Consider the following 24,590-nt stretch of genomic DNA (forward strand, 5'->3'; position numbering starts at 1 on the left):
TCGCTGAAGGGCCATCGCTATGATCAGGCGCCCGATTCTTCACGACTAACCGACCATCTCAGGACCCACCATGACCGCGATCCGAATTCTTGTTGGCACTGTTTACGGCGGTGCCCTGCTGACAGCCCGGGAAATCAAGAAGGCCCTGGAGACCGAGGGACATCAGGTGACTGTCCTGGAACAACCCCGGCTGGAGGACATCACAAACAACGACGAGCCCCTGCTCGTGTGCACCTCCACCACCGGCCAGGGTGAGATCCCGCCCAACCTTCTGCCGTTCTATGCCAACCTGCGCGATCAGCTTCCGCAACAACCCGGACGGCCGTTCGGGATCATCGTGCTTGGCGACAGCTCCTACGGTGACACCTACTGCGGTGCCGGAGACCTGATGGAGGAAGCCCTCTACGAAACTGCGGCCCGCAAAGTCGGCGATACCCTGCGCATCGATGCCATGGAAGTGCTTGATCCCGAGGCCGAAGCGGTGCCCTGGGCGCGGGACTGGGTCACAACTCTGTAAACTGGACGACTGTCACAAAGGCGGCACTTGAGCCAATCCGGGGTAATGGTCATACTCGACCGAAAACGACAACAAAACCAACCATCCGTGACTCCGATGCGCTGGCTCCAAACACTGATCGTCCTGATGATGTCTGTCCTGGCGCTGCCCTGCCAGGGCTCCGAGGCGCCCTTTGTGCCCGACATAGCGTTTCTGAGGGTGACACCGGAGAGCGATCTGAGTCTGTCACAGGCGCTCGAGGCGCCGGGCTGGCAGACACTGACCGACCAAAGCCCGAATTTCGGTTACATCAATGATCCGGTATGGCTGCGTTTCCCCATTCCGGCCGATCCACAGCTCAACCTGCTGGAGATCGGCTACAGCCACCTGGACCATATCCGGTTCTTCCTGCTCAGGGATGGTCAGATTGTAAACCGGATGGTTTCCGGTGACCGGCTGCCCTTTTCCGAACGCCCGATCCAGTACCGGAACTTCCTGTTTCCGTTCGAGCATGGCGATGGTGCCGATTACCAGATTGTGCTGGAAATCCGGAGCAAGGGAGCCATGCAGGTCCCCCTGCGACTGTGGAACAGCCAGGCCTTCTTCGAGAACGCGTTCCGTGAAGATCTGGCTCACGCGGTCTACTACGGCATCCTGATCACCGTCATCTTTTTCAACGTGTTTATCTTTTTCGCGCTGCGGGAACCCATCTACCTGCTATACGTGCTGTCTACGCTGGGGTACCTGAGCATCATTGCCTGTCTGAACGGCATTGCCTACCAGCTTTTCTGGCCGGGATCCCCGGACATCCAGAACCAGGCCATGCTGGTCGGGATTCCGTTTACCATGATCGCGACCCTCTGGTTCTCCAGCACCTTCCTGGAACTGCGCGCCCGCAGTCCCGCCATCATGCAGGCCATCGGATGGCTGATCGCGGTGAATGCGGTCGCCGCTGCAGCCACCTTCGTCATCGACTACAACACGGCCATCCGACTGGTTGTGGCACTGGCCATTCCCTGCTGTCTTTTACTGACGTTCCTTGGCCCACAGCAATGGCTTCGCGGTAACCGTCAGGCTGTCTATTACACCCTGGCCTGGGGCGCGCTGACACTGGGCAGCGCCATTACGGCGATGAACAAATATGGATTGTTGCCGAACACCGTTGTAACCGTTTATGGCATCGAGATGGGGTCGGCACTGCAGGCGGTCCTGTTGGCGCTCGCGCTGGCAGTTCGAATCTACCGGGAACGGCAGGACAAGGTGCTGGCACAATCCGCCGAATTGCGGGCACTGGAAGCCAGACGCTCCGTGGAGCACCGCCTGATGGAGCAAGCCCTCCACCACCCTCTGACCGGCCTGCCCAACCGGGGCAGCTTCGAAATGGCACTCAGTGACCTGATCAGTCGTGAGCCGGACCGACGCTATGGCATCGCAGTGATCCACCTCGAAAACCTGGCTTCGGTCACCAAAACGCTGGGGCACCGCAATACCGACCGGATACTGGAACTGGCGTCCCGTGCCTATCATGCCATCATGCGTGACGTGCCCGGCATCCTGCCAATCGAGCAGACCGAAAGGCACGTTTATTACCTGGCCTCCCTAGATCAGCAATCCTTCGCCCTGATCACCGATGCCTCGCGCACCGAAGCCACTCCCAAATCCGTAGTGCGCTGCGTGGAGCAACTGCGGCGCCCCATCGATTACCTGGGCATGCAGGTTCCCCTCGATCCCCGGATCGGCGTGGCCATCTTTCCCGAGCATGGTGACGATGCCAACACCCTGGTCCGGCGGGCCATCATCGCCGAGGGTTCGGATCGGGCGCGGGATCGCGGCATGGCCTATTACAAACCCTCCAGGGACGCCTACAGCGCCGAGCGCCTGACGCTGGTTTCCGAACTCCGTCACGCCCTGGAAAACAACGAACTGGCGCTGTATCTGCAGCCCAAACAGTCACTTGCTGACGACACCATTGTCGGCATGGAAGCACTGATCCGCTGGCCCGACCGTCAGGATCGCATCCGACCGGATGAAATCGTGCTCATGGCCGAGCAGACCGGCCTCATCAAACCGCTCACCCGGTGGGTTCTCGAGGAAGCCCTGTCGCTGCGAACCCGCCTCCTGGATCAGGGCTGGGAACTGGACCTGTCGGTCAACATCTCGCCCAACAACCTGCGGGAGGCGGATTTTTCCCTCTATGTCCAGCGGCTCATGCAGAGTTATCACAGCCACCAGGGCGCGGTGACCTTCGAAGTGACCGAAACCTCCATGATGCTCGATCCGACCAATGCGCTGGAGGCTCTGAACGCTCTGGGAGGCGCCGGCATACGAGTGTCCATAGACGATTTCGGTTCAGGCTACTCGTCCCTCTCCTACATCAAGCAGCTGCCCGCAGGGGAGATCAAGATTGACCAGTCCCTGATCCGGGATCTGGCCACGCAGAGCGAAGACCGGGTCATCGTGCAGACCACCATCGACATGTGTCATTCCCTGGGCTACGACGTGGTGGCAGAGGGCGTCGAAAACGAGGAAGTGGCAGAACAGCTCAGAGGCATGGGCTGCGACATGATTCAGGGCTACCTGCTCACTCCACCGCTGCCGTTTGATGAGTTCCTGGACTGGTTGGGTGGGCACGAATCGGGACGCGCCCACAACCTGGGTTAGGAACGCTGGCGGATCAGAGCCTCCTGGGTGGTTGAGGCTACCAGGACACCATCACGATTATAGAAGTTGCCGCGATTGAATCCCCGACCGCCTGACGCACTGGGGCTGTCCTTGTCGTACAGCAGCCACTCATCCATCCGGAAATCACGATGGAACCAGATGGCATGGTCGAGACTGGCCACCTGCAGTTTCTTGCTCATGAAAGTCACGCCGTGGGGATTCATGGCGGTACTCAGGAAATGGAAATCGGAGGCGTAGGTCAGAAGACACCGATGCAGCACCGGATCATCCGGCAGGGGGCCCTGGGCACGGAACCAGCTTTGCTTATGCGGCGGCCGTTTTTCCGGGTGCAGAGGATGTATCGGATTGACGGGCCGGATTTCGATCGGGCGTTCCCGGGTCAGGTTGTCCCGAAGTTTCTCGGGCATCTGCTCCGCCAGTTTTTTACCCAACGCCTTCTCGGATTCAAGGGCTTCTGGCTCCGGTGCGTCGGGCTTGGCGAACTGGTGATCAAATCCCTGCTCATCCACCTGGAATGACATTGATCCGGTCAGAATTTCCTTGCCATCCTGGCGGGCAATCACCCGACGCACTGAAAAGCTGCCGCCATCCCTGACCCGCTGGACTTCGTAATCAATGGGCATACTGTGATTGCCCGGGCGCAGGAAATAGGCATGGAGTGAGTGGCAGAGCCGGTCTTCCACGGTCCGGCTGGCGGCCATCAGGGCCTGACCGAGGACCTGGCCTCCAAAGACGTTCGGGAATCCGAGATCCTCGCTGTCACCCTGAAAGTGATCATCGCCGATGGGAGACAGGTCCAGTAACTCGACCAGCCTTTTTGTGACATCTAGCATGCCTGCTCCTGTTAACTAATTAGCTCACGAATGGGTTTTCTACCCCAAGCGGACCGTTTTAGCAACGAAAAGCAGGCAACTGGCTTCCCGGACACTAGCCGTGAAGGGGAGGCACTTCCTTCGCCAGAGACTGCTTTTCAACCGCAAACTGGCCCGTTACTGCAAAGCCCAGTATCTCGCCGGATGCATTTTTGAACAGCGCCCGAACACTGGTGCCATCAGACTCCACGTCCCAGTCACCGTCAGCGTGAGCCGGCGGCGGGCAAACGGCCGTCGGACAGCAGGGCGTCTTGATCATCACTGGCATGGTGCCATAGCGCACCTCTGTCCGCTCGCCTTTGAGGGTCTTTGCCAGCGCCCGGGCACAGGCCATCAACGGCAGGACATACAACAGGACATGACCATCAACCTCGGCACAGTCACCGAGCGCATACACATCCGGAACCGACGTTTCCAGGGCCCGGTTCACCTGTATCCCGAGACCGACATCCAGGCCGGCCTGTCTGGCCAGCTCGGTCCTCGGACGCAGTCCGACGGCAGAAATCACGAGGTCGGCATCGACGGTTTCGCCATTGGCCAGCGTCAGACGAACGCCCTCCCCGTTGCGATCGATGCGGTCAACGACCGTTTCGAGATGGAACCGAACACCGAGAGCTTCCAGTTCCTGCTGCACCGCGTTTGCGGCCGGTTCCGGCAGTAAACCGGGCATCACCACATCCGAAGGCGCAATAACGTCTACCTCATAGTCTCCGTTGCGGAGATCGTTGGCAAACTCACAGCCAATCAGGCCGGCTCCCATGATGGCCACCCTGCGACCGCCCTCAAGGGCATGGCGAAAGGCCCGATAGTCCATCAGGTCGTTGATCGAGAAGACATGATCTTGCCCATCACCCTCGATGGACAGACGGATGACATCCGCGCCCCAGGCCAGAACCAGCTTCGAGTAGGCCAGACGTTCGTCTCCCAGAATCAGCTCGTGGGCCTCGTGATCAATACCGGTCACGGTGGTGAATGTCTTGAGCTGAACGCCCAGCTGTTCCGCCATCGACTCGGTGGACGCCTGTGCCAGACCATCGGCGTCCTTGCCCTTGGTGAATCCGGTGGACAACATGGGTTTGGAATAGCTGACGCCATCGTCGGCAGTCACCATGATCACCGGCGTCTCTTTATCCTGTTTCCGGAATTCCCGGACCAGGGAGTAGCCGGACAGACCGGTACCGACGATCACGACGGGGGCTTGCTCAGACATACCTTTAACTCCGCTTTATTAACCGATCTCGATCATTTCAAAATCTTCCTTGCCCACACCGCAGTCCGGGCAAACCCAGTCTTCGGGCACGTCTTCCCACTTGGTGCCTGGCTCGATGCCGTCTTCCGGCCAACCTTCCGCTTCGTCGTAGATAAGCCCGCAGACAACGCACTGCCACTTCTTCATGGTCTCTCTCCTGATTGTTGGGTCTGGCGCATATTAATTGTCAGACAATCATGCACGCAAGTTTTTTTTCATCGGTGTCACAGCCGGATTGCAGGATGTCAGATTCGACAGCCAACACTCGCTGCGACCATGATACCGGCGCCCCAGCCGTTCACCAATGCCAGTATGGACGTCGGTCGGGGAGGTTTTCTGCCAATAGCCACAAATACAGATACGCCCCATAGCCCCAGCCCCTCCCTTCGAGCCACCCACTTCGGTATAATCGCCCGTTTTAGACAGGACCCGACCGTTATGAACGATATCGTCGCCGAAATGAATCAGGTTATGGCCGAAGCCGACTGTCTGGTTAACGAGCAGCAGGTGCAGACCGCCATACGGACACTGGCTGACGACATTTCCGCCCGCCTGAAAGACAGCAACCCGCTGCTTTTCTGCGTCATGAACGGCGGACTGATTCTGACCGGCCAGTTGCTGCCCCGGCTCGCCTTTCCCGTCCAGGCCGAATACCTGCATGCAACCCGTTACCGGCAGGAAACCACCGGCGGCATCCTTGAATGGAAACTGCAGCCGGAAGCCGACATGAACGACCGCACGGTACTGATCATCGACGACATTCTCGATGAAGGCACCACCCTCTGCGCGATCGCCGACTATTGCCGGGCCCACGGTGCCAGCAATGTACTGACGGCGGTTCTGGTCGACAAACAACACGACCGAAAGGCGCGGCCGGGACTGAAAGCCGATTTTACCGGCCTGGAAGTCGAAGACCGCTTTCTCTTCGGTTATGGCATGGACTACAAGGGATACTGGCGCAACGCCCCGGGAATCTATGCCGTCAAGGGACTCTGAGCCGGTTTTGAGCATCCCTCCCACCCGTTGGTACCGATCGCTGGCCTCCGCCGGATTGCTTGAACCGTCCGTTCATGGCCCGGCAAGGTACTGGCTGAAGGTCGAAGGTTCTTTCACCCGGGCGATCCAGCGGGAATGCCATGACACCTTCCATGTCGAGGTCCGGTACGAGGGGTTCGCACAACCCACGCGGGAGGAAGCCCGCCGCCTGAAGATCCCTCTCCGGCAAAAGGCCTGGATCCGGGAAGTTCGCCTGTGCGGTGATGGTCAACCCTGGGTTCTCGCCCGCACCATCATCCCCCTGAGCTGTCTCTCGGGGCGTAATCGTGTGCTTCGGAACCTGGGCAGCAAACCGCTGGGAGCCTACCTGTTCAGCAGCCCCCACTGGCGACGCGGCCCACTGGAAACCGGCATCTGTCAGCCAAAGGCGCCGGGACAACCACGGCTGGCCCGACGATCTGCCTTCCATGACGGTAACCACTCGCTGCTGGTGGGCGAATACCTCCTGCCCACCCTTTACCGTTAGCGTTCCTCGCCCTGAGCCGCCCGGCGCTTTAATACCGCCAGATCCACTGGCTATAATCAGCGCTGTCTCTCCAATCAACACACTCAATCACCGGATTGCGCACCATGTTCCTGAATGCCATGCCCGAACACGTCCAGAGCCGTCTGACTGACTACGCCCGGTTATTGCGCATCGATCGCCCGATCGGTTCACTGCTCCTGCTATGGCCGACCTACTGGGCGCTCTGGCTGGCCGCCGATGGCCAACCGTCTATTGGCAACGTGATCATCTTCACCCTGGGCGTTTTCTTCATGCGTGCCGCCGGCTGTGCCATCAACGACTTTGCCGACCGGGACTGGGACAAGCACGTCAAACGAACCCAGGACCGCCCACTGACGGCAGGGCGCATTGAGCCGTGGGAGGCGGTTGCGCTGTTCCTGGGCCTGTGCGTCGCCTCGTTCCTGATGGTTGTCCTGTTTACCAATACCCTGACCCTCTATCTATCCTTTGGCGGTCTGGTGCTGGCCTTTATCTATCCGTTCATGAAACGGTACACCCACCTACCCCAGCTGTTTCTCGGCGCCGCGTTCTCATGGGCCATTCCCATGGCCTGGGCCGCGCAGGCCGGAGAACTGAGCCAGCTGACCTGGCTTCTGTTCACCGCCAATGTGCTCTGGACCGTGGCCTATGACACGCTTTATGCGATGGTGGACCGGGATGACGACCTGAAAGTGGGCATCAAATCCACCGCCATCCTGTTCGGCGATGCCGACCGTGCCATCATTGGCATGCTCCAGGGGCTGGTGATACTGATACTGGTGATGGTCGGCGTCCGCGCCGATCTCGGAACGCTCTATTACCTCGGAGTCACCGCGATGGCCAGCCTCTTCATCTATCACCAGTACCTGGCGCGCAATCGGGAACGGGCAGGCTGTTTCAAGGCGTTCCTGAACAACAACTGGGCCGGCTTCGCGGTTTTTGCGGGTCTGGTTCTGGACCTTATGGTTCGGTGAGACTGTCATATACTTGTCATACTTGGACGTTGTAATGAGACAGCAACAAACCAAGGTCTGATACAGGTTCTCGCTCATGAATGGAAAAACTGTCCTGATCGTCGATGACGAAGCGCCCATCCGGGAGATGATCGCGGTGGCGCTGGAAATGGCGGATTACGACTATCTGGAGGCAGCGGATGCCCGGGAAGCGCACGCACTGATTGTGGACAAGCAACCCGATCTGGTGCTGCTGGACTGGATGCTACCGGGCACCAGCGGCGTCGAACTCGCCCGCCGTCTGAAAAAGGACGAAGCCACCGCCGACATCCCCATCATCATGCTGACTGCCAAGGTCGAGGAAGACAACAAGATCCAGGGCCTTGAGGTGGGCGCCGACGACTACATCACCAAGCCTTTCAGCCCTCGCGAACTCGTGGCCCGCCTGAAGGCCGTGCTCCGCCGGGCCACCCCACCGGGCGTCGATTCCCCGATCGAAGTGGAGGGGCTGACCCTGGATCCCGTTGGCCATCGCGTCACCACGGAGGAGGGCGCCATCAACATGGGGCCGACAGAGTACCGGTTGCTGCAGTTCTTCATGACACACCAGGAACGGGTATATACTCGCTCCCAGCTTCTGGACCAGGTCTGGGGGGGCAACGTCTACGTGGAAGAACGGACGGTGGACGTCCACATCCGGCGACTGCGTAAAGCCCTGGGCGACCAGTACGATCACCTGATCCAGACCGTACGGGGGGCGGGTTACCGCTTCTCCACCAAAGCCGCTTAAGCATTTCCGGCCACCAGGCACCCGGCCGGCATCACAACAAGGCAGCTTTCGATGCAAGACAACTGGTCACGCTACCTCCGGTTGATCATCAGCGGGCTCGCGGGTACCACCCTGGTGGGTCTGTATTTTGGCGAGCCGCTCTACGGCCTGGTCGTCGGGCTCACCATCTACCTCTGGTTAACGCTGATGCAGGCCCGCCGCCTGTTTCGATGGCTGGCCCACCCCAGTGCCACTGACGAGGCACCCAGGAGCATCGGGTTTTGGGGGGATATTTTCAACAATCTCCACAAGCTGCATCAGAATCATCTCCGCACCCAGGATCGCCTCAGGGCCCAGATCAACCGGGTCCAGGAATCCACCAACGCCATGCGGGACGGCGTCATCATGACCGATGCCCGGGGCACCATGGAATGGTGGAACGGATCCGCGGAATACCTTCTTGGCTTCCGACGAAACACCGACCGTGGCCAATACATCCACAACCTGATCCGAACCCCCGCCTTCAAGAGCTACTTCGATTCCCGGGATTATCGTGAGCCGCTGGAAATCCATTCACCGGCCAGGCCCCACATCCACCTCCAGATCCAGATCAGTCTCTTTGGTGACGACGACCGGTTGATCGTGGCCAAGGATGTGACGCGGCTGTATCAGCTCGAACAGATGCGCAGGGACTTTGTCGGGAACGTGTCCCATGAAATGCGGACACCCCTGACAGTGATCAGCGGGTACCTTGAAACCCTGGTGGATCATGCCGACGAACTGCCGCCAAAATGGCGCCGGGCCATCCGGACCATGGCGGCCCAGTCGTCCCGGATGGAAGCCCTGATCACCGACCTGATACTACTGTCACGGATTGAAACCGGCGAACAGACGGTGCACGACTCACTCACTGACGTGGATCAGCTGATCCAGCAGATATGTCAGGATGCCAGAGCGCTCAGTGGCGAGAAACAGCACGAATTCACGGTCAATGTGACCGATCATCGGCTCCTGAAGGGGGACGAAAGCCAGCTCCGCAGCGCTTTCTCCAATCTGGTATTCAATGCGGTCAAATACACCCCGGCTGGCGGCCACATCACGGTCTCCTGGACCACGAATCGGGAAGGGGCGCATCTCTCGGTAAAGGACACCGGGATCGGGATCGATCCAGTCCATATTCCGCGACTGACCGAGCGTTTCTACCGGGCGGACCCGAGCCGCCACAAGGACACGGGCGGCACCGGTCTGGGCCTGGCCATCGTCAAACATGTCCTGCTGAACCACGATGGCAACCTGGAGATCCGGAGCCGCATCGGAGACGGCAGCGAATTCATCTGCCATTTCCCGCGGGAGCGGCTGGAGGAACGGGCGCCCGAGGCGACGGCCGGCACAGAATAATCCGTGAGAAATCTAGCGATTGCCCGCCCGGAAACGCGCGACAAACCGTGACAGGTCTTCGAGTTTTTTCGGATCCTCATCGACAAAGCGGATCGTGACACCAACAAAGTCCGTATCCTGCCGCTTGTCCACCGCCTGCAACTGATGCACATACCCGTTCAGTCGGGCCATCTGATCCTCACCAACCTCAATATCGACCACCGCCTGATCCAGGATGCCCGGGAACACCTGATCCCGCTTTGCGATAACCCGCACTTCCGTCAGGTTGATATCCTTGACCACAGACTTGAGCGTACTGTCGGCGAAACGGATGGACGCCAGACTCATGTTGTTCCGGGGTGAGGTCCGGCCGGTGCTGGCGGGTGCACCAGCGACTTTTCCGGATTCGGCTTCTGGCGCGGCGGACACAGGCTGACCCGGCGGTTCCCGTTTCTGGGTCAAAAGGGTCGCTGATTCCTTGAAAGCCTCGGCCGGACCGGCCATGGACTTGCCACTGCCTTCCATCGCCTCTTTCAGCCGACGTCCCATCACCTTGATCACCTTGCGGCTCAGGCCGTCCGGACTGAAAGGCTTACCCAGATACTCCGATACACCTTCCTTTACAGCCTCGATGACGTGATCCTTGTCACCCCGACTGGTGATCATGATGAAGGGCACCTTGGCGTACTGCGGCTGCTGCCGCATCCATTGAAGCAGCTCCAGCCCCGACATTTCCGGCATTTCCCAGTCGCACAACACCAGGTCAAAGGTGGTTCGCGACATCAATGACTGGGCCCGGCGCCCGTTCTGGGCATCGGTGGTCTCGATCACAGGAAAACGCTGGCGCACGGTACGTTTGACCAGATCCCGAACGAAGCTGGCGTCATCCACAACCAGCGCTTTCAACATTGCCATTGTTTCAAGCCTTCCACAGCACACAAGCGGTTATTGTTCGCTCAACTATAGAACAAAGCCCCGTCCATAGGACCCGTCCGCTACAAAAAAACGACAAACAGAATCCCGGGGAACCCACCGATTAAACATTTGTCACCCTGTGACAATCTGTAGAGTGTTTTCACGCCGCGAAAACGCGCTACCATGTCCACCGACACATTTTTATACCCTGACGGGATTTGAGGTATCGAGTGCGCACACCGCCTGCAAGGATCTTTCACCTGGCCCTGGTTTTCGCGAGCATCACCGTTGCATTCTCTGGCCGCGTGGCTGCCGAGGCGGCGGCCCCCACCAGTAACGACTTCGCCCAGTGCAAGCAACGCCTTGAACAGCGGGCCGTTTCTGAAGGCGTCAGTCCGAAGACGGCCGGCGATGTCATGGCGCAGGCCCAGTATCTGCCCCGGGTTATCGAACTTGACCGGCGTCAGCCGGAGTTCACAACGACCTTTGCCGATTACCTCAACCGCAGGGTAAATACCGACCGCGTCAGCAAAGGCCGGGAAATGCTCGATAAACACCGGGATCTGCTGGCAAGAGTCACCCGGGAAACCGGGGTGCCCGGCCCCTATCTGGTGGCGTTCTGGGGCCTTGAAACCAATTTTGGCAGTTATTTCGGAAAAATGTCCGTCCCCAGTTCCCTGACCACGCTGGCCTGTGATGCAAGACGCAGCGAATTTTTCAGCAAACAGCTGATCGCCGCCCTTCGCATCATTGATGAGGGCGCCATACCTGCGGACCAGATGGAGGGATCCTGGGCAGGTGCGATGGGGCACGTGCAGTTCATGCCGACGGTATTCCTCAAGCACGCCGTGGATGCCGACGGCGATGGCCGCAGAGATCTCTGGAACAGCCTCCCCGACGCCATGATGTCGGCAGGTCGCTTCCTTGAGTCCATGGGCTGGGATGGTGACTACCGCTGGGGACGGGAAGTACTCCTGCCCGAAGGCTTCGACTACGCGCTCGCAGACGGGCGGCGCCTGCCACTCAAACAATGGCGCGATCTGGGCATCACCGACGCCTTCGGCAACAAGCTTGCCCATGAACCCATCAAGGCAGCGCTGCTGGTGCCGGCCGGACACCAGGGCCCCGCGTTTCTGGTGTACCACAACTTCAAGGTGATCATGGGGTGGAACCAGTCGGAATTCTATGCGATCGCCGTCGGCTATCTCGCGGACCGTATCGCGGGCGCGGGAAAACTGCAGAATCCACCGCCAGAAGATGCCCCGGCCCTGTCCCGTCAGACCGTCATTGAGCTCCAGAAAGCGTTGAGCGCCCGTGGATTCGATGCGGGCAAACCGGATGGCATTCTGGGCCCCTCCACCCGAGCCGCCATCCGCCAGTTCGAGGCGTCGGCAGGAATGGTCGCCGACGGCTATCCCGGCACGGATGTGCTGCAGCGACTCAAGGTGGATAACGAACGCTGACACCCATGCGACTGGACCAGTTCATTGCCCACTGCACCCCCCTGTCCAGGAAAGAGGCCAAACGGGCCATCGCCCGGGGCCGCGTGACAATCCGGGGCCTCCCCTGCCGGGACGCTGGCGAGAAGATCACCGAAGACTGTCCGGTCTGCCTCGACGGTCAGGGCCTGCATCGCCCCGAAGAGCGCTACTTCATGCTGAACAAGCCGGCGGGGGTGGTCAGCGCCACCACCGACGCCGACCATCCGACGGCTCTGGACCTGCTGCCGCCTGAACTCATCCGGGACCTGCACATCGCCGGCCGCCTGGATCTCGACACCACCGGTCTGCTCCTGCTCACCACCGATGGTCAGTGGTCCCATCGCATTACGTCTCCCCGGACGGATTGCCCGAAGGTCTATCAGGTGACCCTGGATTCCCCGCTATCCGACGAAGCTGAAAGACAACTGACCCGGGGTGTCCAGCTGAAATCCGAAGACAGGATGACCCGCCCCGCCGATGTCAGACGTTTGGGGAATCGCATTATCGAGCTGACCATCTCTGAGGGGCGTTATCATCAGGTCAAGCGGATGCTGGCGGCCGTCAGCAACCATGTGCAGGCGCTACACCGGATCCAGGTTGGCAACATTCGGCTGGACCCGGACCTGAAACCCGGGGAATTCCGCCCCCTGACACCAGAGGAAGTCGCCAGCGTGGGGTGACCCTCCGACGGTTCGGTCCGATCAGGCCCGCTCGAAGCGCTGGGCCTCCCGATTCTTCCGAACCGCCCCTGCCTCGAAAACTTCCCCGTTCATCGCAATGTAGACACCACTGGGCAAGTTCTGAACAGCGCCCCAGGCAAACCCCAGGTTGAATACCGCATCGGAAACCCGCATCCGCGCGGGCTGCATGGCGCCGAAAAGGACAATGGTTTTATCGGAAACAGCGTCGAGCGCGGCGGCGGTTTCGGCCATGGTATCGGTGCCGTGAGTGATCAGGATTCGTTGTCCCGGACACGAGCGAACCGCAGACACAATGCTATCCCGATCTTCGGCGGTGAGATCCAGGCTGTCCTTTCGGAGCAGTTCGTGGATCCGGAAACCATCCCGGATATTGGCCTCCGCCAGCATCTCCGGCAGCTGTGACGCGCCGATCTCGAACTGACTGTTGGCGTCAAAATACACCTTGTCGATGGTGCCGCCGGTGGTAAAAATATCGATCATGTGAATGTTTTCTCTCAGCTGAACAGGCGCCCAGAACACCTTTCCGTATTGATCAGACTATACCAGCCCGCCCGCTTTACCGGCAGTCCACCCGTGTCGGCCATCCGTTTTAAACAGAGAATGCAAAATACCTTTAAATGAAGTAAAATTTACGTAAATTCATAAGGTTACAATAGGTAAAGGGATGTAAGCGAACGTAAAGGCTACCCTCCCTTCCTCTCAGGATCTGTTCCGAATGGACTCGTCAGCCCCCAATCCAGCCGCTGCGCGCTTTCCCGGAACCCTGGCCAGACGGTTTTTCCTCCGCCTTCGGCCATGGTGGCCGTTGCTGCTACTTGCATCGAGTTTTGCCTACGGCATTCTCGTGGCCCTCTGGCAAACACCCACGCTACTGAACCCGGCCGTCCCTGCCACCCCATCAACCCCACAGCCGGTGGTCACGCAGATCCTTCCGGAAACGGGTTACCGGCTTGAAACACTGGCATCGGTGCTTGCCAATCGGCGCTGGCAGGATACCTCCGCCTGGCAGCCAACCGATAACCGTCGCTCGGGTATAGGCTATCCCTATCAACCTGTGACATACCGGGTAACCCTGGCCAACCATTCCGATGCGCCGGTCGAGCGCAACCTGGTGCTCGACGCGCCCTATCTTGATCATGTGCAGCCTGCTCTGATCTCCCCGGATAACGACATCCAGACACTGATTGCAATGGGCGACAGCTACCCCGATGGACACCGGTTGATTGATTTACCGACCTGGATATGGCCCGTCACCCTGGCACCGGGTCGCACCACGCTTCTGGTTGAAGTCCGCAACAATGGGCCCGTGGTCCTGCCCCTGAGCCTTATGAAGTCAGCGATGCCCGACACCGGGGAGATCATGACGCTGACCTGGAAGTCGTTCATTTCAGGGGTACTGGTGTTCGCGCTGATCCTTAACCTCAGTACCGTTATCCGGCTCCGTAAACCCGGGCTCGGATGGCTGAGCGTGTTCATGGCCGGTCTGATCCACAGCCAACTGGTTATGGACGGGCTCGGGTTCTGGTTGCTGTGGCCTGAGCTGCCCGTGCTGAATACCCTGTTGGGCATCAGTCTGCCCCTGTGCCTGCTGGCCTTGTGCGAGTTCACGCCACACTTCATCAGTGTCAGCAGGACCTCTGCCGCCATCCTCAGACTCTTCAGTCTCCTGGCCGGCGCCCACCTGCTGGCCGCGCCCTTCGGGCTCAGACTGATCGGCCAGGATTCCCTGCTGGCGCTGGCGGCTCTCGGGGGTGCTTTTATCCTCTCCCTGGTCGTTCGCTATCACCGTCGGGTCTATGACCGATACTTCGGACTGTCCGTGCTGTCGATTCTGATCGGCGCCATCATTACCTCGTTGCGTACCATCGGTTGGCTGCCCGTCACGCCGCTGACCGACTCGGCCTTTTTCCTGGGTGCTGCGCTCGGGTCGGTGATTCTGACCAGCGGGATGGGCAGGCTGCTTGCCCAGGAGCGAAACCGCAGACTGGGCTCCGACATCCGGGCCCGGCAGGAGCGCAAGCTGCGTACACGCGTGGAGCAGGACATCGACCGGCTGATGAAAACACACCGGGTAACCGGCAAACCCAACCGACCCATGCTCGAGGAAACCCTGGACGGCATAAACAGCCAGGCTCACCCCTACAGCGTCTGCATGATCCGTCTGGCCCGGATCAACGAACTGGAACAGGCACTGGGCTATCGCACCACAGAGGATCTCCTCAAACAGTACCTCCGGCGGCTGAACGGGTTTCTGAAACGGACGGTGGGCGATCGCCTGATCATGGTCAACGGCTTTGCCGTGTCCTCCCTGGACGCCGCCAACCATGCGTTTGCCTTTTATCGAAACGCGCCAGCGAACGAGGACGATACCCTGCTCAACGCCATTGTCGCCTGGCTGGGAACAAACTTCCGGGAAGGCCGCTTCTCGTTTTCCTGGGCCCCGTCGATAGGGCTCGCCCATGCCCCCCAACATGGCAGAGATGCCTCCAGCATCCTCTCTTCTGCCGGCTTTGCCTCACTCGACGACAGCCGACCACTGACCATCTACGACCCCGCCGTCGCAGACTGGCAGTACCGACAGCAAATTCTGATGCTGGAACTCGAGGCATCACTGCGCAGTGACGATATGTGGCTGGAATACCAGCCAAAGGTTTGTATCCGGGATGGTAGTATCGCGTCCTTCGAGGCCCTGTTACGCTGGCACCACAGCGAGTTTGGCCGGGTATCCCCGGAACAATGGATTCCTGTTGCCGAGGAGGTAGGCCTGATCTCCCTGGTTACCGAATGGGTCCTGGAACGCGCCTGTCGGGATTTCGCCCGGCTCAGGGACCGGCATGGCCCGGACATCGCCGTTTCCATCAATGTCTCCGCCAAGGACCTGGCAAGGCCATCATTCCCCGACAGTGTCATCGACACAGCAGAGCGCCATGGACTTCGCCCCGAAAACCTGATTCTCGAAATCACCGAAACCGCGGTGATGAACGATACCGAACTCGCCCGCGTCAGCCTTCTCACCCTCAGCCAACGCGGTTTCAGGGTTGCCCTGGATGATTTCGGCACGGGCCACTCATCACTCGGCACGCTGGCCAGCTTTGAACTGGACGAACTCAAGATCGACCGCAGTTTCCTGAAAGACATCATGACCTACCCACGCCGCCAGAATATCCTGCGCGTGGCACTGGACCTGGGCGAAACCCTCAACCTGGATGTCGTGGTCGAGGGGGTTGAGGACGAAGCCACCGCCGTCTGGCTCCAGCAATTCCCCGGACTCTACGGACAGGGGTATTACTGGGGCCGTCCGACCCGCCTGCCCGACGCCTAGAAGTCGTCGGTCACCGCCCCGCCGGACGCGGATCCGACGGTGCGGGCGTACTTGGCCAGAACTCCCCGGCGAACCTTGGGCGCCGGCGGTTGCCAGGCCTTTCGGCGACGCTCAAGCTCCGCCTCTTCCACCGCCAGCTCCAACCGGTTGGCAACCGCGTCAATCGTGATCCGGTCACCGTCTTCCACCAGTGCAATGGGCCCGCCCTCGGCCGCCTCCGGCGTGATATGGCCAACCACGAATCCGTGGCTGCCGCCGGAGAACCGGCCATCGGTAATCAAAGCCACATCATTACCGAGGCCTTTGCCCATTATCGCAGAGGTCGGGCTGAGCATTTCCCGCATACCCGGACCGCCCCTGGGCCCCTCGTAGCGGATCACGACCACATCTCCGGCCACCACGGTCCCGTCAAGGATTCGTGCCTGGGCTTCTTCCTCGGACTGAAATACCCGGGCGCGCCCCTCAAAATACGTTCCCTCTTTCCCGGTGATCTTGGCAACGGCCCCCGTGGGTGCCAGCGAGCCATACAGAATGCGCAGGTGGCTGTCCGACTTGATGGGATCATCGAAGGCATGAATGATGTCCTGCCCATCGGGATAGGGCGCGACATCGGCCAGATTCTCCGCCAGCGTCTGGCCGGTAACGGTCAGGCAGTCGCCGTTGAGAAGCCCTCGCTCCAGCAGCATTTTCATCAACGGCTGGATTCCACCGATCGCCACCAGTTCCGACATCATGTAATGCCCACTGGGCCGGAGATCCGCCAGCACGGGAACCCGCTTGCCGATCTCGGTGAAATCATCGAGCGACAGTTTGACCTCCATCGTTCTGGCCATTGCCAGGAGATGCAGCACGGCATTGGTGGACCCGCCAAGGGCAATCACCACAGTGATGGCGTTTTCAAAAGCCGCCCGGGTCATGATGTCCGACGGCCGGATGTTGCGATCCAACAGGTTCAGGACCGCCGCGCCAGCTGCCCGTGAGTCCTCAGCCTTCACCGTGGAAACGGCATTCTGAGCGGAGCTGCCGGGCAGGCTCATGCCCATCGCTTCAATCGCAGACGCCATGGTATTGGCGGTGTACATACCGCCGCAGGAGCCAGGCCCCGGAATGGCAGTCTCTTCAATCTGTTTGACGTCAATGAGGTTCAGATCACCCCGGGCGTGGGCGCCGATGGCCTCGAACACGGAAATGATATCGGTATGATTCGCCCCCGGCTGGATGGTGCCTCCATAGACGAATACCGACGGCCGATTCAGCCGCGCGAGACCAATCATGCAACCGGGCATGTTCTTGTCACAGCCCCCGATGGCAACCAGGCCATCAAACCCTTCACACCCGGCCACGGTTTCCAGGGAGTCGGCGATCACTTCCCGGGAGACCAGGGAATACTTCATGCCCTCAGTGCCGTTGGCAATGCCGTCCGACACGGTAATGGTGTTGAAGATCAGCGATTTTCCACCGGCTTCATCAGCCCCGTTCGCCGCTTCCTCGGCCAGCTGATTGATGTGCATGTTGCAGGGAGTCACGTTGCTCCAGGTGGAGGCAATGCCCACCTGGGGCTTGCGGAAATCCTCGTCCTGGAAGCCGACCGCACGAAGCATGGCCCGACTGGCGGACTTGCCCACACCGTCCACCACGGGCGCGGAGTATCGCCGGCGTGTATCTTCACTCATTGCGTCTACCTCCTCATCACTGGCCATTACCGTTATGGAGAACCCTCGGCGCGGGCTTCCCGCCTCACGGTGACAGATCTGCCATTGGTCCTCAAACATCGCGTCGGCGCAGGTGCCCCGGAAATATGACTTTGCGAATGACCTGCATCAACCACCCCGGCTGCACCCGCCCTTACAATCCTTTCATAGCAGATATCAGCCACGGAGGCATTGGATGCCAACGCCCACACAGCCAAGCCTGACACCGACCGTCGGTGAGCAATGCCCGGAATATCAGGTCTGGCGCAAGGGCTATGGCGTGATCAAACACAGCGAAGCGACCTGCCGGGAAGTCATGGAACTGGCTGCCCGACTGGTCGAACAGGGGCAGCAACAGGACACCCGGGCCGTCTATCGCAAGCTGGCGGCACTGGACCGTATCGCCAGCGCCGGACTCTGGCTTGTGGTACATCTGTCGTATGCCAACCGGGTCAATCTCTCCGGCGCACCCCTGACGCCACAGGATTTCAAACCCACTCCCCGCGGCCATGCCGGCAGTGCCCTGAATATGGTTCCGGCCTACGCCGGCTACCTGGCACTTGACGATCTGACCGGAAACACCCGCAGCTGGGTAATGGGCCAGGGACACTGCGTCGCTGCCATCGAGGCCATCAACGTCCTCACCGGAAACATCTTTCCGGAACAAAGGGAGCGCTATCAGAGTCCGGAGGGGCTGTCGCGGCTGGCCGCCGATTTCTATAGTTTCCGACAAAAACCCGACGGCTCGCTGGCTGCCCCCGCCGGTAGTCATGTCAGTGCCCAAACCGCCGGTGCCATACTGGAAGGCGGCTATCCCGGCCTGGCTGAACTTCAGTGCGCCCATATGCCGCTCCCCGGTGAATCACTGGTTGCCATCCTTTCCGACGGGGCCATTGACGGCGAACGGGGCAGTGACTGGATTCCACGCTGGTGGCGGGCCAGTGACTGCGGACTGGTTCTGCCTCTGCTGATCCTCAATGACAGGTGTGGCGAACCGGTCAGGGACCCGGCGACCGGGGAAGGTCTTGATGGGCTTGAGGCCGATCTGCGTTCGCGGGGCTTCGACCCCTTCCGATTCGATGGCCGGGATCCGGCGGCGTTCGTCTGCGCCCTCCACCGCATGGAGGACGCCCTCCAGATCCGCAGCGAAGCCGCGTCGCAGGGACAGACCCAATACCCGGTCAACATGCCTTTCGGCCTGGCCCAGACCGTCAGGGGGTTCGGATTCTATGGTGCCGGAACCGAGGCCGATCACGACCTGCCATTACCCGGCAGCCCGCGAACCGATTCCCGCGCCCGGGATCTGTTCAATACCCACGCGGCCCCGTTATGGGTCGACCCGGAAGAGTTGCGCGAATCGGTTCAGCAGTTGGCTGGCCACTCCCGGCAGAATCGCCCACTGGAACGGGATCACCCGCTGGCCCTTCGCAACCCTGCGGACCCGGCGATTCCGAGACTGTCGTCATGCCGTGAGGCTCAGGCGTCTCCGATGCACGCGGTGGATCATTTCTTCACCGCTCTGGCAAAGAATAATCCGCAACTGCGGGTTCGTGTCGGCGACTCCGGCAGCCTGACAGAACACCGGCTGCCCAACGTGCTCGAGGATTTCCGGAAACGGGTCAGCCAGCCCCGCAACCCGCACGAAGACGTGCATGGCCGCATCGTTTCCGTCCGGAATGATGAGGCTGTCGTGTCCGCCTGCCTTGGCAACAAGGCCGGACTGAACCTGGTGGCGGGTGATGAGGCATTCTGCGTCAAGATTCTGGGCATCCTGCGCCAGGAACTGACCTTTGCCCGCCAGCAGAAAGAAGCGGGAAGACCGGCCCGATGGCTCGGCCTGCCCGTGATCGCAACCGCCCATACCTGGGAGAACCCCAACAACGCGATATCCCAACAGGACACCACCTTCTGCGAGGCATTACTGGGCGAGATGGGCGATGTGTCCCGCGTTCTGTTTCCTGCCGACTACAACAGCACCCTGGCCACCCTCCCTTCTGTCTACACCGACCGGGGCCGCATCACCGGACTGGTGGTACCGGCACAGGAGCGTCCACGGGTGTTTGATGCCAGCGAAGCGGAGAGCCTGGCCCGCAATGGTGCGCTGGTGGTGGATGAAGACACCTGCGCCGGCGAACCACTGTTGCTGATGGCCAGCGGCGCCTATCAGCTATCCGAGGCGATTCGTGCCTGCGAACGACTGCGGGAAACCGGAACGCCCTTCCGTCTGGTCTACCTTCAGGAGCCCGGTCGTTTCCGCCAGCCCCGCGATGGCTTCGAGGCTCCGTTCTGTGCCTCGGAACTGGAAAGAGAGCGGCTTTTTCCACACCGCCTGAGCTGCCGGGTGGCTCTGACTCACATGCGACCGGAAGTCTTCCGTGGCCATTTGCACCCGCTTTTCCCATCCATGGAACGATCCCGGGTACTGGGCTTCATCAATCGTGGAGGCACGCTGAATCCGGCTGGCATGCTGTTCGCGAACCAAAGTTCCTGGGGACATGTGCTGGCGGCCTGTGCGGCCATCATGGAAAAGCCGCCGGGCGAATGGTTATCGAGCGCGGAACTGGCCGCCGTCGAGGGGCGCGGGGACCCAACGGTCATTACCCGGGGATTGCCGACCGCCTGAGGAAGAGAGCAGGCCCGGCCAAAAAAAAGGGGAGCAACCCGCTCCCCTTCTTCGTGAGTGATGGTCCCGGGGGACTAACCGCTGACAAACACCGGACCGATCCCCATATTCCAGATAATCGCGGAACCGGCCCTCGTGGAAACCAGAATCACCAGTGCAACGGTTAGCAGGGCGCCACCGTACATGACCGCCTGTTCCTTCTCGATGCCCATGACAATGGGCAGGCCGTCATACATCAACCAGGCGCCGTAGCAGGCCGCCACCAGAAACACCAGCGCATTGAACCACGGTACCGGATACAGTAGCGCAAATCCGGCGAGGAACAGCGGCGTACACGAATAGGCCGCCAGGGCAATGCCGTTGGAAGGCACATGCTCCTCTTTGGCACCGTAGGTGCGCGCCATCCAGTTAATGGCATAGCCGAGGGCAAAGACCCCGACCAGCATGGATATGTAGGTCAGCACACTCAGCTGCATGGCGCTGATTTCCGTCAGCTTGATCAGCCGCTCATTGCCGATCGTCCAGCCGAAATGGGCGGTGGAGATATAAGCGCATACCGGGCCAATCAGGGCCAGAATCGCCACATAGGCCACATAGACCCGCCGTGGAGTTTCATGTTCTTTACGTATGGTCACCCACTCGTCATCGGGGTGTGTGAACATTCCGAACGCGTGTGACAGGAGCATGGATACCCCCTCTTCTTGCTGTTTTTGGGTCAGGGACGACCGGTCAGCAGCACACCTCCGGCACATCCCTTTCATTAACTATAGTCAAGAACAGGGGGCGAAACAGAACGGACTGATGATATTTTGTTCAGTCGATGCCCGGTTTCATACAGTTTGGTTCTGACGGGGATCCGTCTGGGCGACCCAGGGCTTGTCCTTACGGGCATCCCGGAACGCAACGAGGCTTTCAACACCGCTGAAATCAACGATATCGCGAAAATCGAGCCAGTCCACCAGACAGTAGAGGCAAATAGCAGGATAGTCCCAGGTTTCAAAGCCGCCGTCATCAACCTGAGCCGCCAGGGTCCGGAGCGTCGTCATGATCCGCTCGCGCTGGAGATTGAAGAACATGATATCGGCATCAACGTCGACACCGGATTTTTTGGACAGCAGAAGCGTCACCGCCGAATCGTTCGCCGCATCGACCAGAGTCAACTGGTTTTCCTGGTCCCAAGTCAGGGGATCACGATTCTGTTTGGCACTGAGATATCTGGCAATGATCCGGGAATCGAAGAGTTCCTGACCGTCATCCTCGATCATCGGGATTTTCAGGGCAGGATTGTTACGACGCAGTTCGTCCCGACCCTCGCCGTAGATATCGAGATTGACGAACTCATAAGGATCCTCCCCGAGCAGAATGCGAATGCGCCTGACATAAGGGGAGGTGGTGGATCCGATCAGTTTCATGACTGCTCCGGTTTTCAGCTTCCCAGAAGGGACTCTGGATCTGTGTATGGATACCCGGTGGCTTCCGCCACTTCCCTGTAGGTCACCTTGCCAGCCATCACATTCAGGCCGGCCATCAGATGCGGGTCCTCTCTCATCGCCTGTTCGGCCCCCTTGTTCGCCAGCGCAGCGATGAACGGCAGGGTGGCGTTATTCAGGGCGAGCGTGGAGGTCCGTGCGACTGCACCGGGCATGTTTGCCACGCAGTAATGTACCACACCATCGACCACGTACGTGGGGTTGTCATGGGTGGTCGGTTTCGAAGTCTCCGCACAGCCCCCCTGATCAATGGCAACGTCAACGATCACACTCCCCTCGGGCATCCTTCGGATCATGTCACGGGTAATCAGTTTGGGCGCGGAGGCTCCGGGAATCAGTACACTGCCGATGACCAGATCCGACCCCACGATCGCTTCGTCCAGAGCATGGGCCGTGGAAAACAGCGTGGTTATGCGGTTGCCATAGTGGTGATCGAGCTGCCTCAGGACGTCCATGCTCCGATCAATCACCGTGACATGAGCCCCCAGACCAATGGCCATGGCCACCGCGTTCTGACCTACAACGCCGCCACCGACGACTGTCACTCTGGCCGGACTGACGCCCGGGACACCACCGAGAAGCACGCCCCGGCCGCCCAGATACTTCTCCAGACAGTGTGCCCCCGCCTGAATGGACATCCGACCTGCCACCTCGGACATCGGCGCCAGTAACGGCAAATGGCCCGCCCGATCCGTCACGGTTTCATAGGCAATGCAGGTCGCTCCCGACGCCACCAGGTCATCCGTCTGCGCCTGGTCCGGAGCAAGATGGAGGTAGGTGAACAAGGTTTGCCCCTCCCGCAGGAGGGCGCGCTCTGCGGGCTGGGGTTCCTTGACCTTGACCACCAGCTCCGCCTGCTCGAAAACGTCCTCTGCGCTGTCAACAATCCGGGCACCGGCCTGTCGGTAGTCGTCGTCGGAGAATCCACTGGGGGCACCGGCACCCTGCTGCACACACACATCATGCCCGTGGCTGTACAACTCGTGAACCGACGCCGGCGTCATGCCGACACGATACTCGTGATTCTTGATTTCCCGGGGTACACCAACTTTCATGAACACGCTCCCACGATCCGTTCCGAATTTCGCAAACTCTGCTCATCCAGTGTAGTCAAAAGACGGGCGCCCGATGCAGGGGACGTATCCGTACTTTTACAGGGTGCCCGCGACCGTATTCCGGACCTCGTCCATCAGGGTTTCCAGAGGCTTGTCACCGACCGTTACCGGCGGATGGATCACGATGTGGATATCGCCGCTGCTGAATGCCGCGTGGCCCTTGGGCAAACGGTCATGGGATCCGCGAATGGTGACCGGAAGTATGGGAAGACCGCCATCCCGGGCAATCACGAAGCCACCGCGTTTGAACGGGAGCAACCGACCGTCCCACGACCGGGTGCCCTCAGGAAACAACAGGATACCGGTCCCGTCCGGCAACTGGGCGACGCCCTGCTTGATGCTCTCGAGGGCATCCGAACCTTTTGACCGATCAATGAACAGGTTCCGGGAGGTTTCAAGCGCCAGGCCGAACAATGGAACTTTCCGCAACTCCTTCTTGATGACCCACCGGTACTGCAGACCCAGCGCGAGCACCAGTGCCGGAGGGTCGAAATACGAAGCATGGTTGCTGAGGATGACATAGCGCTCGCCTGGCCGGATATGTTCCCGTCCACTCACCCGCAGGCGGATGCCGCAAACCTTCAGGATGCACCAGGCGTAAATCTGGGTGCCATGGAACGCCGCGTCCCCACGCTTGCCGACAAGCGCAGCCACGACAATGGGAAGAAACAGAATCAGGGTGAGAAGGATGGCCCAGAAGAAAATCCAGACAGTCTTCAAAACTCGCAGCGGCATGAAACCTTCCCGTGTATCTCGACAACCAATTAAACGAGCAACCGGGAAAGAAAGATTACACAGTCTTTTAAAAATCACAAAAAAAGGCAGCCGAAGCTGCCTTTTTGATGTTGCCGAAGCCGTCAGGGCTTACAGGGCAACAACGTTCTCCGCCTGAGGACCTTTCTGGCCCTGAGTCACGGTGAACTCGACCTGCTGGCCTTCGGCCAGGGTCTTGAAGCCAGAGCCCTGAATGGCGCTGTAGTGAACAAATACGTCCGGGCCGCCTTCACGAGTGATAAAGCCAAAGCCTTTTGCTTCGTTGAAGAACTTAACAGTACCGGTAACAGTAGACATACTTAAATTTCCTGAAATCAATCATATACTCTGCCGCCATACGCCTTGTGCGTCTGGTCAGCGTTTGCGGAAAAACAGAACTCGCGGAATCAAAAACAGGACGGCACTACTGACTACAGGTACGTCTTATTCATGAAATGCTTTACTAATCTTTCCTTGAGAACTCACTCTACTCGGGAATTCGGGAATTGCCAAGGGAATTTTCGAACATTTGTATAGGTACTGATACCCATGGCACCACCT

Annotated in this window: 22 protein-coding genes; 11 read left to right on the top strand and 11 right to left on the bottom strand. The window is 59.8% G+C overall.

The window, feature by feature from the left end; all coding sequences use genetic code 11:
- The first annotated feature begins 70 nt into the window (after positions 1 to 70).
- Together MSNKSG1_RS12765 and MSNKSG1_RS12770 are read left to right on the top strand one after the other, a co-directional pair.
- The gene (locus MSNKSG1_RS12765) at positions 71 to 517 is read left to right on the top strand and encodes a flavodoxin (RefSeq protein WP_008939695.1); all 447 of its coding nucleotides are present in this window, start codon (positions 71 to 73) and stop codon (positions 515 to 517) included.
- Between the two features lie 96 nt (positions 518 to 613).
- Positions 614 to 3,157, top strand: coding sequence for an EAL domain-containing protein (locus MSNKSG1_RS12770; protein WP_008939696.1), 2,544 nt, complete (start codon positions 614 to 616; stop codon positions 3,155 to 3,157).
- Here MSNKSG1_RS12770 and tesB read toward each other — a convergent pair.
- From tesB to MSNKSG1_RS12785, 3 genes are all read right to left on the bottom strand, one after another.
- Entirely contained in the window at positions 3,154 to 4,011 is an 858-nt protein-coding gene (gene tesB, locus MSNKSG1_RS12775; RefSeq protein ID WP_008939697.1) for an acyl-CoA thioesterase II, read from the bottom strand. The two genes, MSNKSG1_RS12770 and tesB, sit on opposite strands and share 4 nt — an antisense overlap.
- 94 nt (positions 4,012 to 4,105) lie before the next feature.
- Entirely contained in the window at positions 4,106 to 5,260 is a 1,155-nt protein-coding gene (locus MSNKSG1_RS12780; protein ID WP_008939698.1) for an NAD(P)/FAD-dependent oxidoreductase, read from the bottom strand.
- Between the two features lie 18 nt (positions 5,261 to 5,278).
- A complete protein-coding gene (locus tag MSNKSG1_RS12785) occupies positions 5,279 to 5,446 on the bottom strand; it encodes a rubredoxin (RefSeq protein WP_008173532.1) in 168 nt (55 codons plus the stop codon).
- Positions 5,447 to 5,737: 291 nt separating this feature from the next.
- Here MSNKSG1_RS12785 and MSNKSG1_RS12790 point away from each other — a divergent pair, with 291 nt between their 5' ends.
- The 5 genes from MSNKSG1_RS12790 (at position 5,738) to phoR (ending at position 9,959) form a co-directional block, all read left to right on the top strand.
- The gene (locus MSNKSG1_RS12790; RefSeq protein WP_008939699.1) at positions 5,738 to 6,295 is read left to right on the top strand and encodes a hypoxanthine-guanine phosphoribosyltransferase; all 558 of its coding nucleotides are present in this window, start codon (positions 5,738 to 5,740) and stop codon (positions 6,293 to 6,295) included.
- The gene (locus tag MSNKSG1_RS12795) at positions 6,276 to 6,821 is read left to right on the top strand and encodes a chorismate--pyruvate lyase family protein (RefSeq protein ID WP_040886922.1); all 546 of its coding nucleotides are present in this window, start codon (positions 6,276 to 6,278) and stop codon (positions 6,819 to 6,821) included. The genes MSNKSG1_RS12790 and MSNKSG1_RS12795 overlap by 20 nt, the downstream gene beginning before the upstream one ends.
- A gap of 104 nt (positions 6,822 to 6,925) precedes the next feature.
- Complete coding sequence (ubiA, locus tag MSNKSG1_RS12800) at positions 6,926 to 7,813, top strand: 4-hydroxybenzoate octaprenyltransferase (protein WP_008939701.1); 888 nt, start codon at positions 6,926 to 6,928, stop codon at positions 7,811 to 7,813.
- A gap of 76 nt (positions 7,814 to 7,889) precedes the next feature.
- A complete protein-coding gene (gene phoB, locus MSNKSG1_RS12805; protein ID WP_008939702.1) occupies positions 7,890 to 8,582 on the top strand; it encodes a phosphate regulon transcriptional regulator PhoB in 693 nt (230 codons plus the stop codon).
- Positions 8,583 to 8,633: 51 nt separating this feature from the next.
- On the top strand, positions 8,634 to 9,959 hold the full coding sequence (gene phoR / locus MSNKSG1_RS12810; protein ID WP_008939703.1) for a phosphate regulon sensor histidine kinase PhoR: 1,326 nt from the start codon (positions 8,634 to 8,636) through the stop codon (positions 9,957 to 9,959).
- Between the two features lie 12 nt (positions 9,960 to 9,971).
- On the opposite strand, the gene MSNKSG1_RS12815 is transcribed toward phoR, so the two are convergent.
- The gene (locus tag MSNKSG1_RS12815) at positions 9,972 to 10,853 is read right to left on the bottom strand and encodes a response regulator (protein WP_008939704.1); all 882 of its coding nucleotides are present in this window, start codon (positions 10,851 to 10,853) and stop codon (positions 9,972 to 9,974) included.
- A 281-nt stretch (positions 10,854 to 11,134) separates the two neighbouring features.
- Here MSNKSG1_RS12815 and MSNKSG1_RS12820 point away from each other — a divergent pair, with 281 nt between their 5' ends.
- Entirely contained in the window at positions 11,135 to 12,316 is a 1,182-nt protein-coding gene (locus MSNKSG1_RS12820; RefSeq protein ID WP_264622974.1) for a lytic murein transglycosylase, read from the top strand.
- A 5-nt stretch (positions 12,317 to 12,321) separates the two neighbouring features.
- Positions 12,322 to 13,014, top strand: a complete 693-nt coding sequence (locus MSNKSG1_RS12825; RefSeq protein ID WP_008939706.1) for a pseudouridine synthase — start codon at positions 12,322 to 12,324, stop codon at positions 13,012 to 13,014.
- Between the two features lie 21 nt (positions 13,015 to 13,035).
- Here the strand turns inward: MSNKSG1_RS12825 and MSNKSG1_RS12830 are convergent, their stop codons facing one another.
- Positions 13,036 to 13,515, bottom strand: a complete 480-nt coding sequence (locus tag MSNKSG1_RS12830; RefSeq protein ID WP_040886929.1) for an asparaginase domain-containing protein — start codon at positions 13,513 to 13,515, stop codon at positions 13,036 to 13,038.
- A 235-nt stretch (positions 13,516 to 13,750) separates the two neighbouring features.
- On the opposite strand from MSNKSG1_RS12830, the gene MSNKSG1_RS12835 reads away from it, so the two are divergent.
- Complete coding sequence (locus MSNKSG1_RS12835; protein ID WP_008939708.1) at positions 13,751 to 16,357, top strand: EAL domain-containing protein; 2,607 nt, start codon at positions 13,751 to 13,753, stop codon at positions 16,355 to 16,357.
- Here the strand turns inward: MSNKSG1_RS12835 and ilvD are convergent.
- Positions 16,354 to 18,030 (bottom strand): dihydroxy-acid dehydratase, encoded by a 1,677-nt coding sequence (gene ilvD / locus MSNKSG1_RS12840; RefSeq protein WP_008939709.1) that lies wholly within the window; start codon positions 18,028 to 18,030, stop codon positions 16,354 to 16,356. The genes MSNKSG1_RS12835 and ilvD overlap by 4 nt on opposite strands.
- Before the next feature lie 214 nt (positions 18,031 to 18,244).
- On the opposite strand from ilvD, the gene MSNKSG1_RS12845 reads away from it, so the two are divergent.
- Positions 18,245 to 20,671 carry a phosphoketolase family protein gene (locus MSNKSG1_RS12845; protein ID WP_008939710.1) on the top strand — a complete coding sequence of 809 codons (2,427 nt, stop codon included), beginning with the start codon at positions 18,245 to 18,247 and terminating at the stop codon, positions 20,669 to 20,671.
- A gap of 74 nt (positions 20,672 to 20,745) precedes the next feature.
- On the opposite strand, the gene MSNKSG1_RS12850 is transcribed toward MSNKSG1_RS12845, so the two are convergent.
- The 5 genes from MSNKSG1_RS12850 to MSNKSG1_RS12870 form a co-directional block, all read right to left on the bottom strand.
- On the bottom strand, positions 20,746 to 21,357 hold the full coding sequence (locus MSNKSG1_RS12850) for a Yip1 family protein (protein WP_008939711.1): 612 nt from the start codon (positions 21,355 to 21,357) through the stop codon (positions 20,746 to 20,748).
- Between the two features lie 144 nt (positions 21,358 to 21,501).
- Entirely contained in the window at positions 21,502 to 22,083 is a 582-nt protein-coding gene (locus tag MSNKSG1_RS12855) for a glutathione S-transferase family protein (protein ID WP_008939712.1), read from the bottom strand.
- A gap of 14 nt (positions 22,084 to 22,097) precedes the next feature.
- The gene (gene ald, locus MSNKSG1_RS12860; RefSeq protein WP_008939713.1) at positions 22,098 to 23,216 is read right to left on the bottom strand and encodes an alanine dehydrogenase; all 1,119 of its coding nucleotides are present in this window, start codon (positions 23,214 to 23,216) and stop codon (positions 22,098 to 22,100) included.
- 96 nt (positions 23,217 to 23,312) lie between these two features.
- A complete protein-coding gene (locus MSNKSG1_RS12865; RefSeq protein ID WP_008939714.1) occupies positions 23,313 to 24,011 on the bottom strand; it encodes a lysophospholipid acyltransferase family protein in 699 nt (232 codons plus the stop codon).
- A 129-nt stretch (positions 24,012 to 24,140) separates the two neighbouring features.
- Complete coding sequence (locus tag MSNKSG1_RS12870) at positions 24,141 to 24,347, bottom strand: cold-shock protein (RefSeq protein ID WP_008939715.1); 207 nt, start codon at positions 24,345 to 24,347, stop codon at positions 24,141 to 24,143.
- Positions 24,348 to 24,590: the final 243 nt, after the last annotated feature.

This window comes from Marinobacter santoriniensis NKSG1, from assembly GCF_000347775.1.
GTDB classification, from domain to species: Bacteria; Pseudomonadota; Gammaproteobacteria; order Pseudomonadales; family Oleiphilaceae; genus Marinobacter; species Marinobacter santoriniensis.

Coding starts and splice junctions, on each gene's coding strand:
- MSNKSG1_RS12765 (WP_008939695.1), top strand. CDS start 71: ATGACCGCGATCCGAATTCTTGTTGGCACTGTTTACGGCGGTGCCCTG.
- MSNKSG1_RS12770 (WP_008939696.1), top strand. CDS start 614: ATGCGCTGGCTCCAAACACTGATCGTCCTGATGATGTCTGTCCTGGCG.
- tesB (WP_008939697.1), bottom strand. CDS start 4,011: ATGCTAGATGTCACAAAAAGGCTGGTCGAGTTACTGGACCTGTCTCCC.
- MSNKSG1_RS12780 (WP_008939698.1), bottom strand. CDS start 5,260: ATGTCTGAGCAAGCCCCCGTCGTGATCGTCGGTACCGGTCTGTCCGGC.
- MSNKSG1_RS12785 (WP_008173532.1), bottom strand. CDS start 5,446: ATGAAGAAGTGGCAGTGCGTTGTCTGCGGGCTTATCTACGACGAAGCG.
- MSNKSG1_RS12790 (WP_008939699.1), top strand. CDS start 5,738: ATGAACGATATCGTCGCCGAAATGAATCAGGTTATGGCCGAAGCCGAC.
- MSNKSG1_RS12795 (WP_040886922.1), top strand. CDS start 6,276: ATGCCGTCAAGGGACTCTGAGCCGGTTTTGAGCATCCCTCCCACCCGT.
- ubiA (WP_008939701.1), top strand. CDS start 6,926: ATGTTCCTGAATGCCATGCCCGAACACGTCCAGAGCCGTCTGACTGAC.
- phoB (WP_008939702.1), top strand. CDS start 7,890: ATGAATGGAAAAACTGTCCTGATCGTCGATGACGAAGCGCCCATCCGG.
- phoR (WP_008939703.1), top strand. CDS start 8,634: ATGCAAGACAACTGGTCACGCTACCTCCGGTTGATCATCAGCGGGCTC.
- MSNKSG1_RS12815 (WP_008939704.1), bottom strand. CDS start 10,853: ATGGCAATGTTGAAAGCGCTGGTTGTGGATGACGCCAGCTTCGTTCGG.
- MSNKSG1_RS12825 (WP_008939706.1), top strand. CDS start 12,322: ATGCGACTGGACCAGTTCATTGCCCACTGCACCCCCCTGTCCAGGAAA.
- MSNKSG1_RS12830 (WP_040886929.1), bottom strand. CDS start 13,515: ATGATCGATATTTTTACCACCGGCGGCACCATCGACAAGGTGTATTTT.
- MSNKSG1_RS12835 (WP_008939708.1), top strand. CDS start 13,751: ATGGACTCGTCAGCCCCCAATCCAGCCGCTGCGCGCTTTCCCGGAACC.
- ilvD (WP_008939709.1), bottom strand. CDS start 18,030: ATGAGTGAAGATACACGCCGGCGATACTCCGCGCCCGTGGTGGACGGT.
- MSNKSG1_RS12845 (WP_008939710.1), top strand. CDS start 18,245: ATGCCAACGCCCACACAGCCAAGCCTGACACCGACCGTCGGTGAGCAA.
- MSNKSG1_RS12850 (WP_008939711.1), bottom strand. CDS start 21,357: ATGCTCCTGTCACACGCGTTCGGAATGTTCACACACCCCGATGACGAG.
- MSNKSG1_RS12855 (WP_008939712.1), bottom strand. CDS start 22,083: ATGAAACTGATCGGATCCACCACCTCCCCTTATGTCAGGCGCATTCGC.
- ald (WP_008939713.1), bottom strand. CDS start 23,216: ATGAAAGTTGGTGTACCCCGGGAAATCAAGAATCACGAGTATCGTGTC.
- MSNKSG1_RS12865 (WP_008939714.1), bottom strand. CDS start 24,011: ATGCCGCTGCGAGTTTTGAAGACTGTCTGGATTTTCTTCTGGGCCATC.
- MSNKSG1_RS12870 (WP_008939715.1), bottom strand. CDS start 24,347: ATGTCTACTGTTACCGGTACTGTTAAGTTCTTCAACGAAGCAAAAGGC.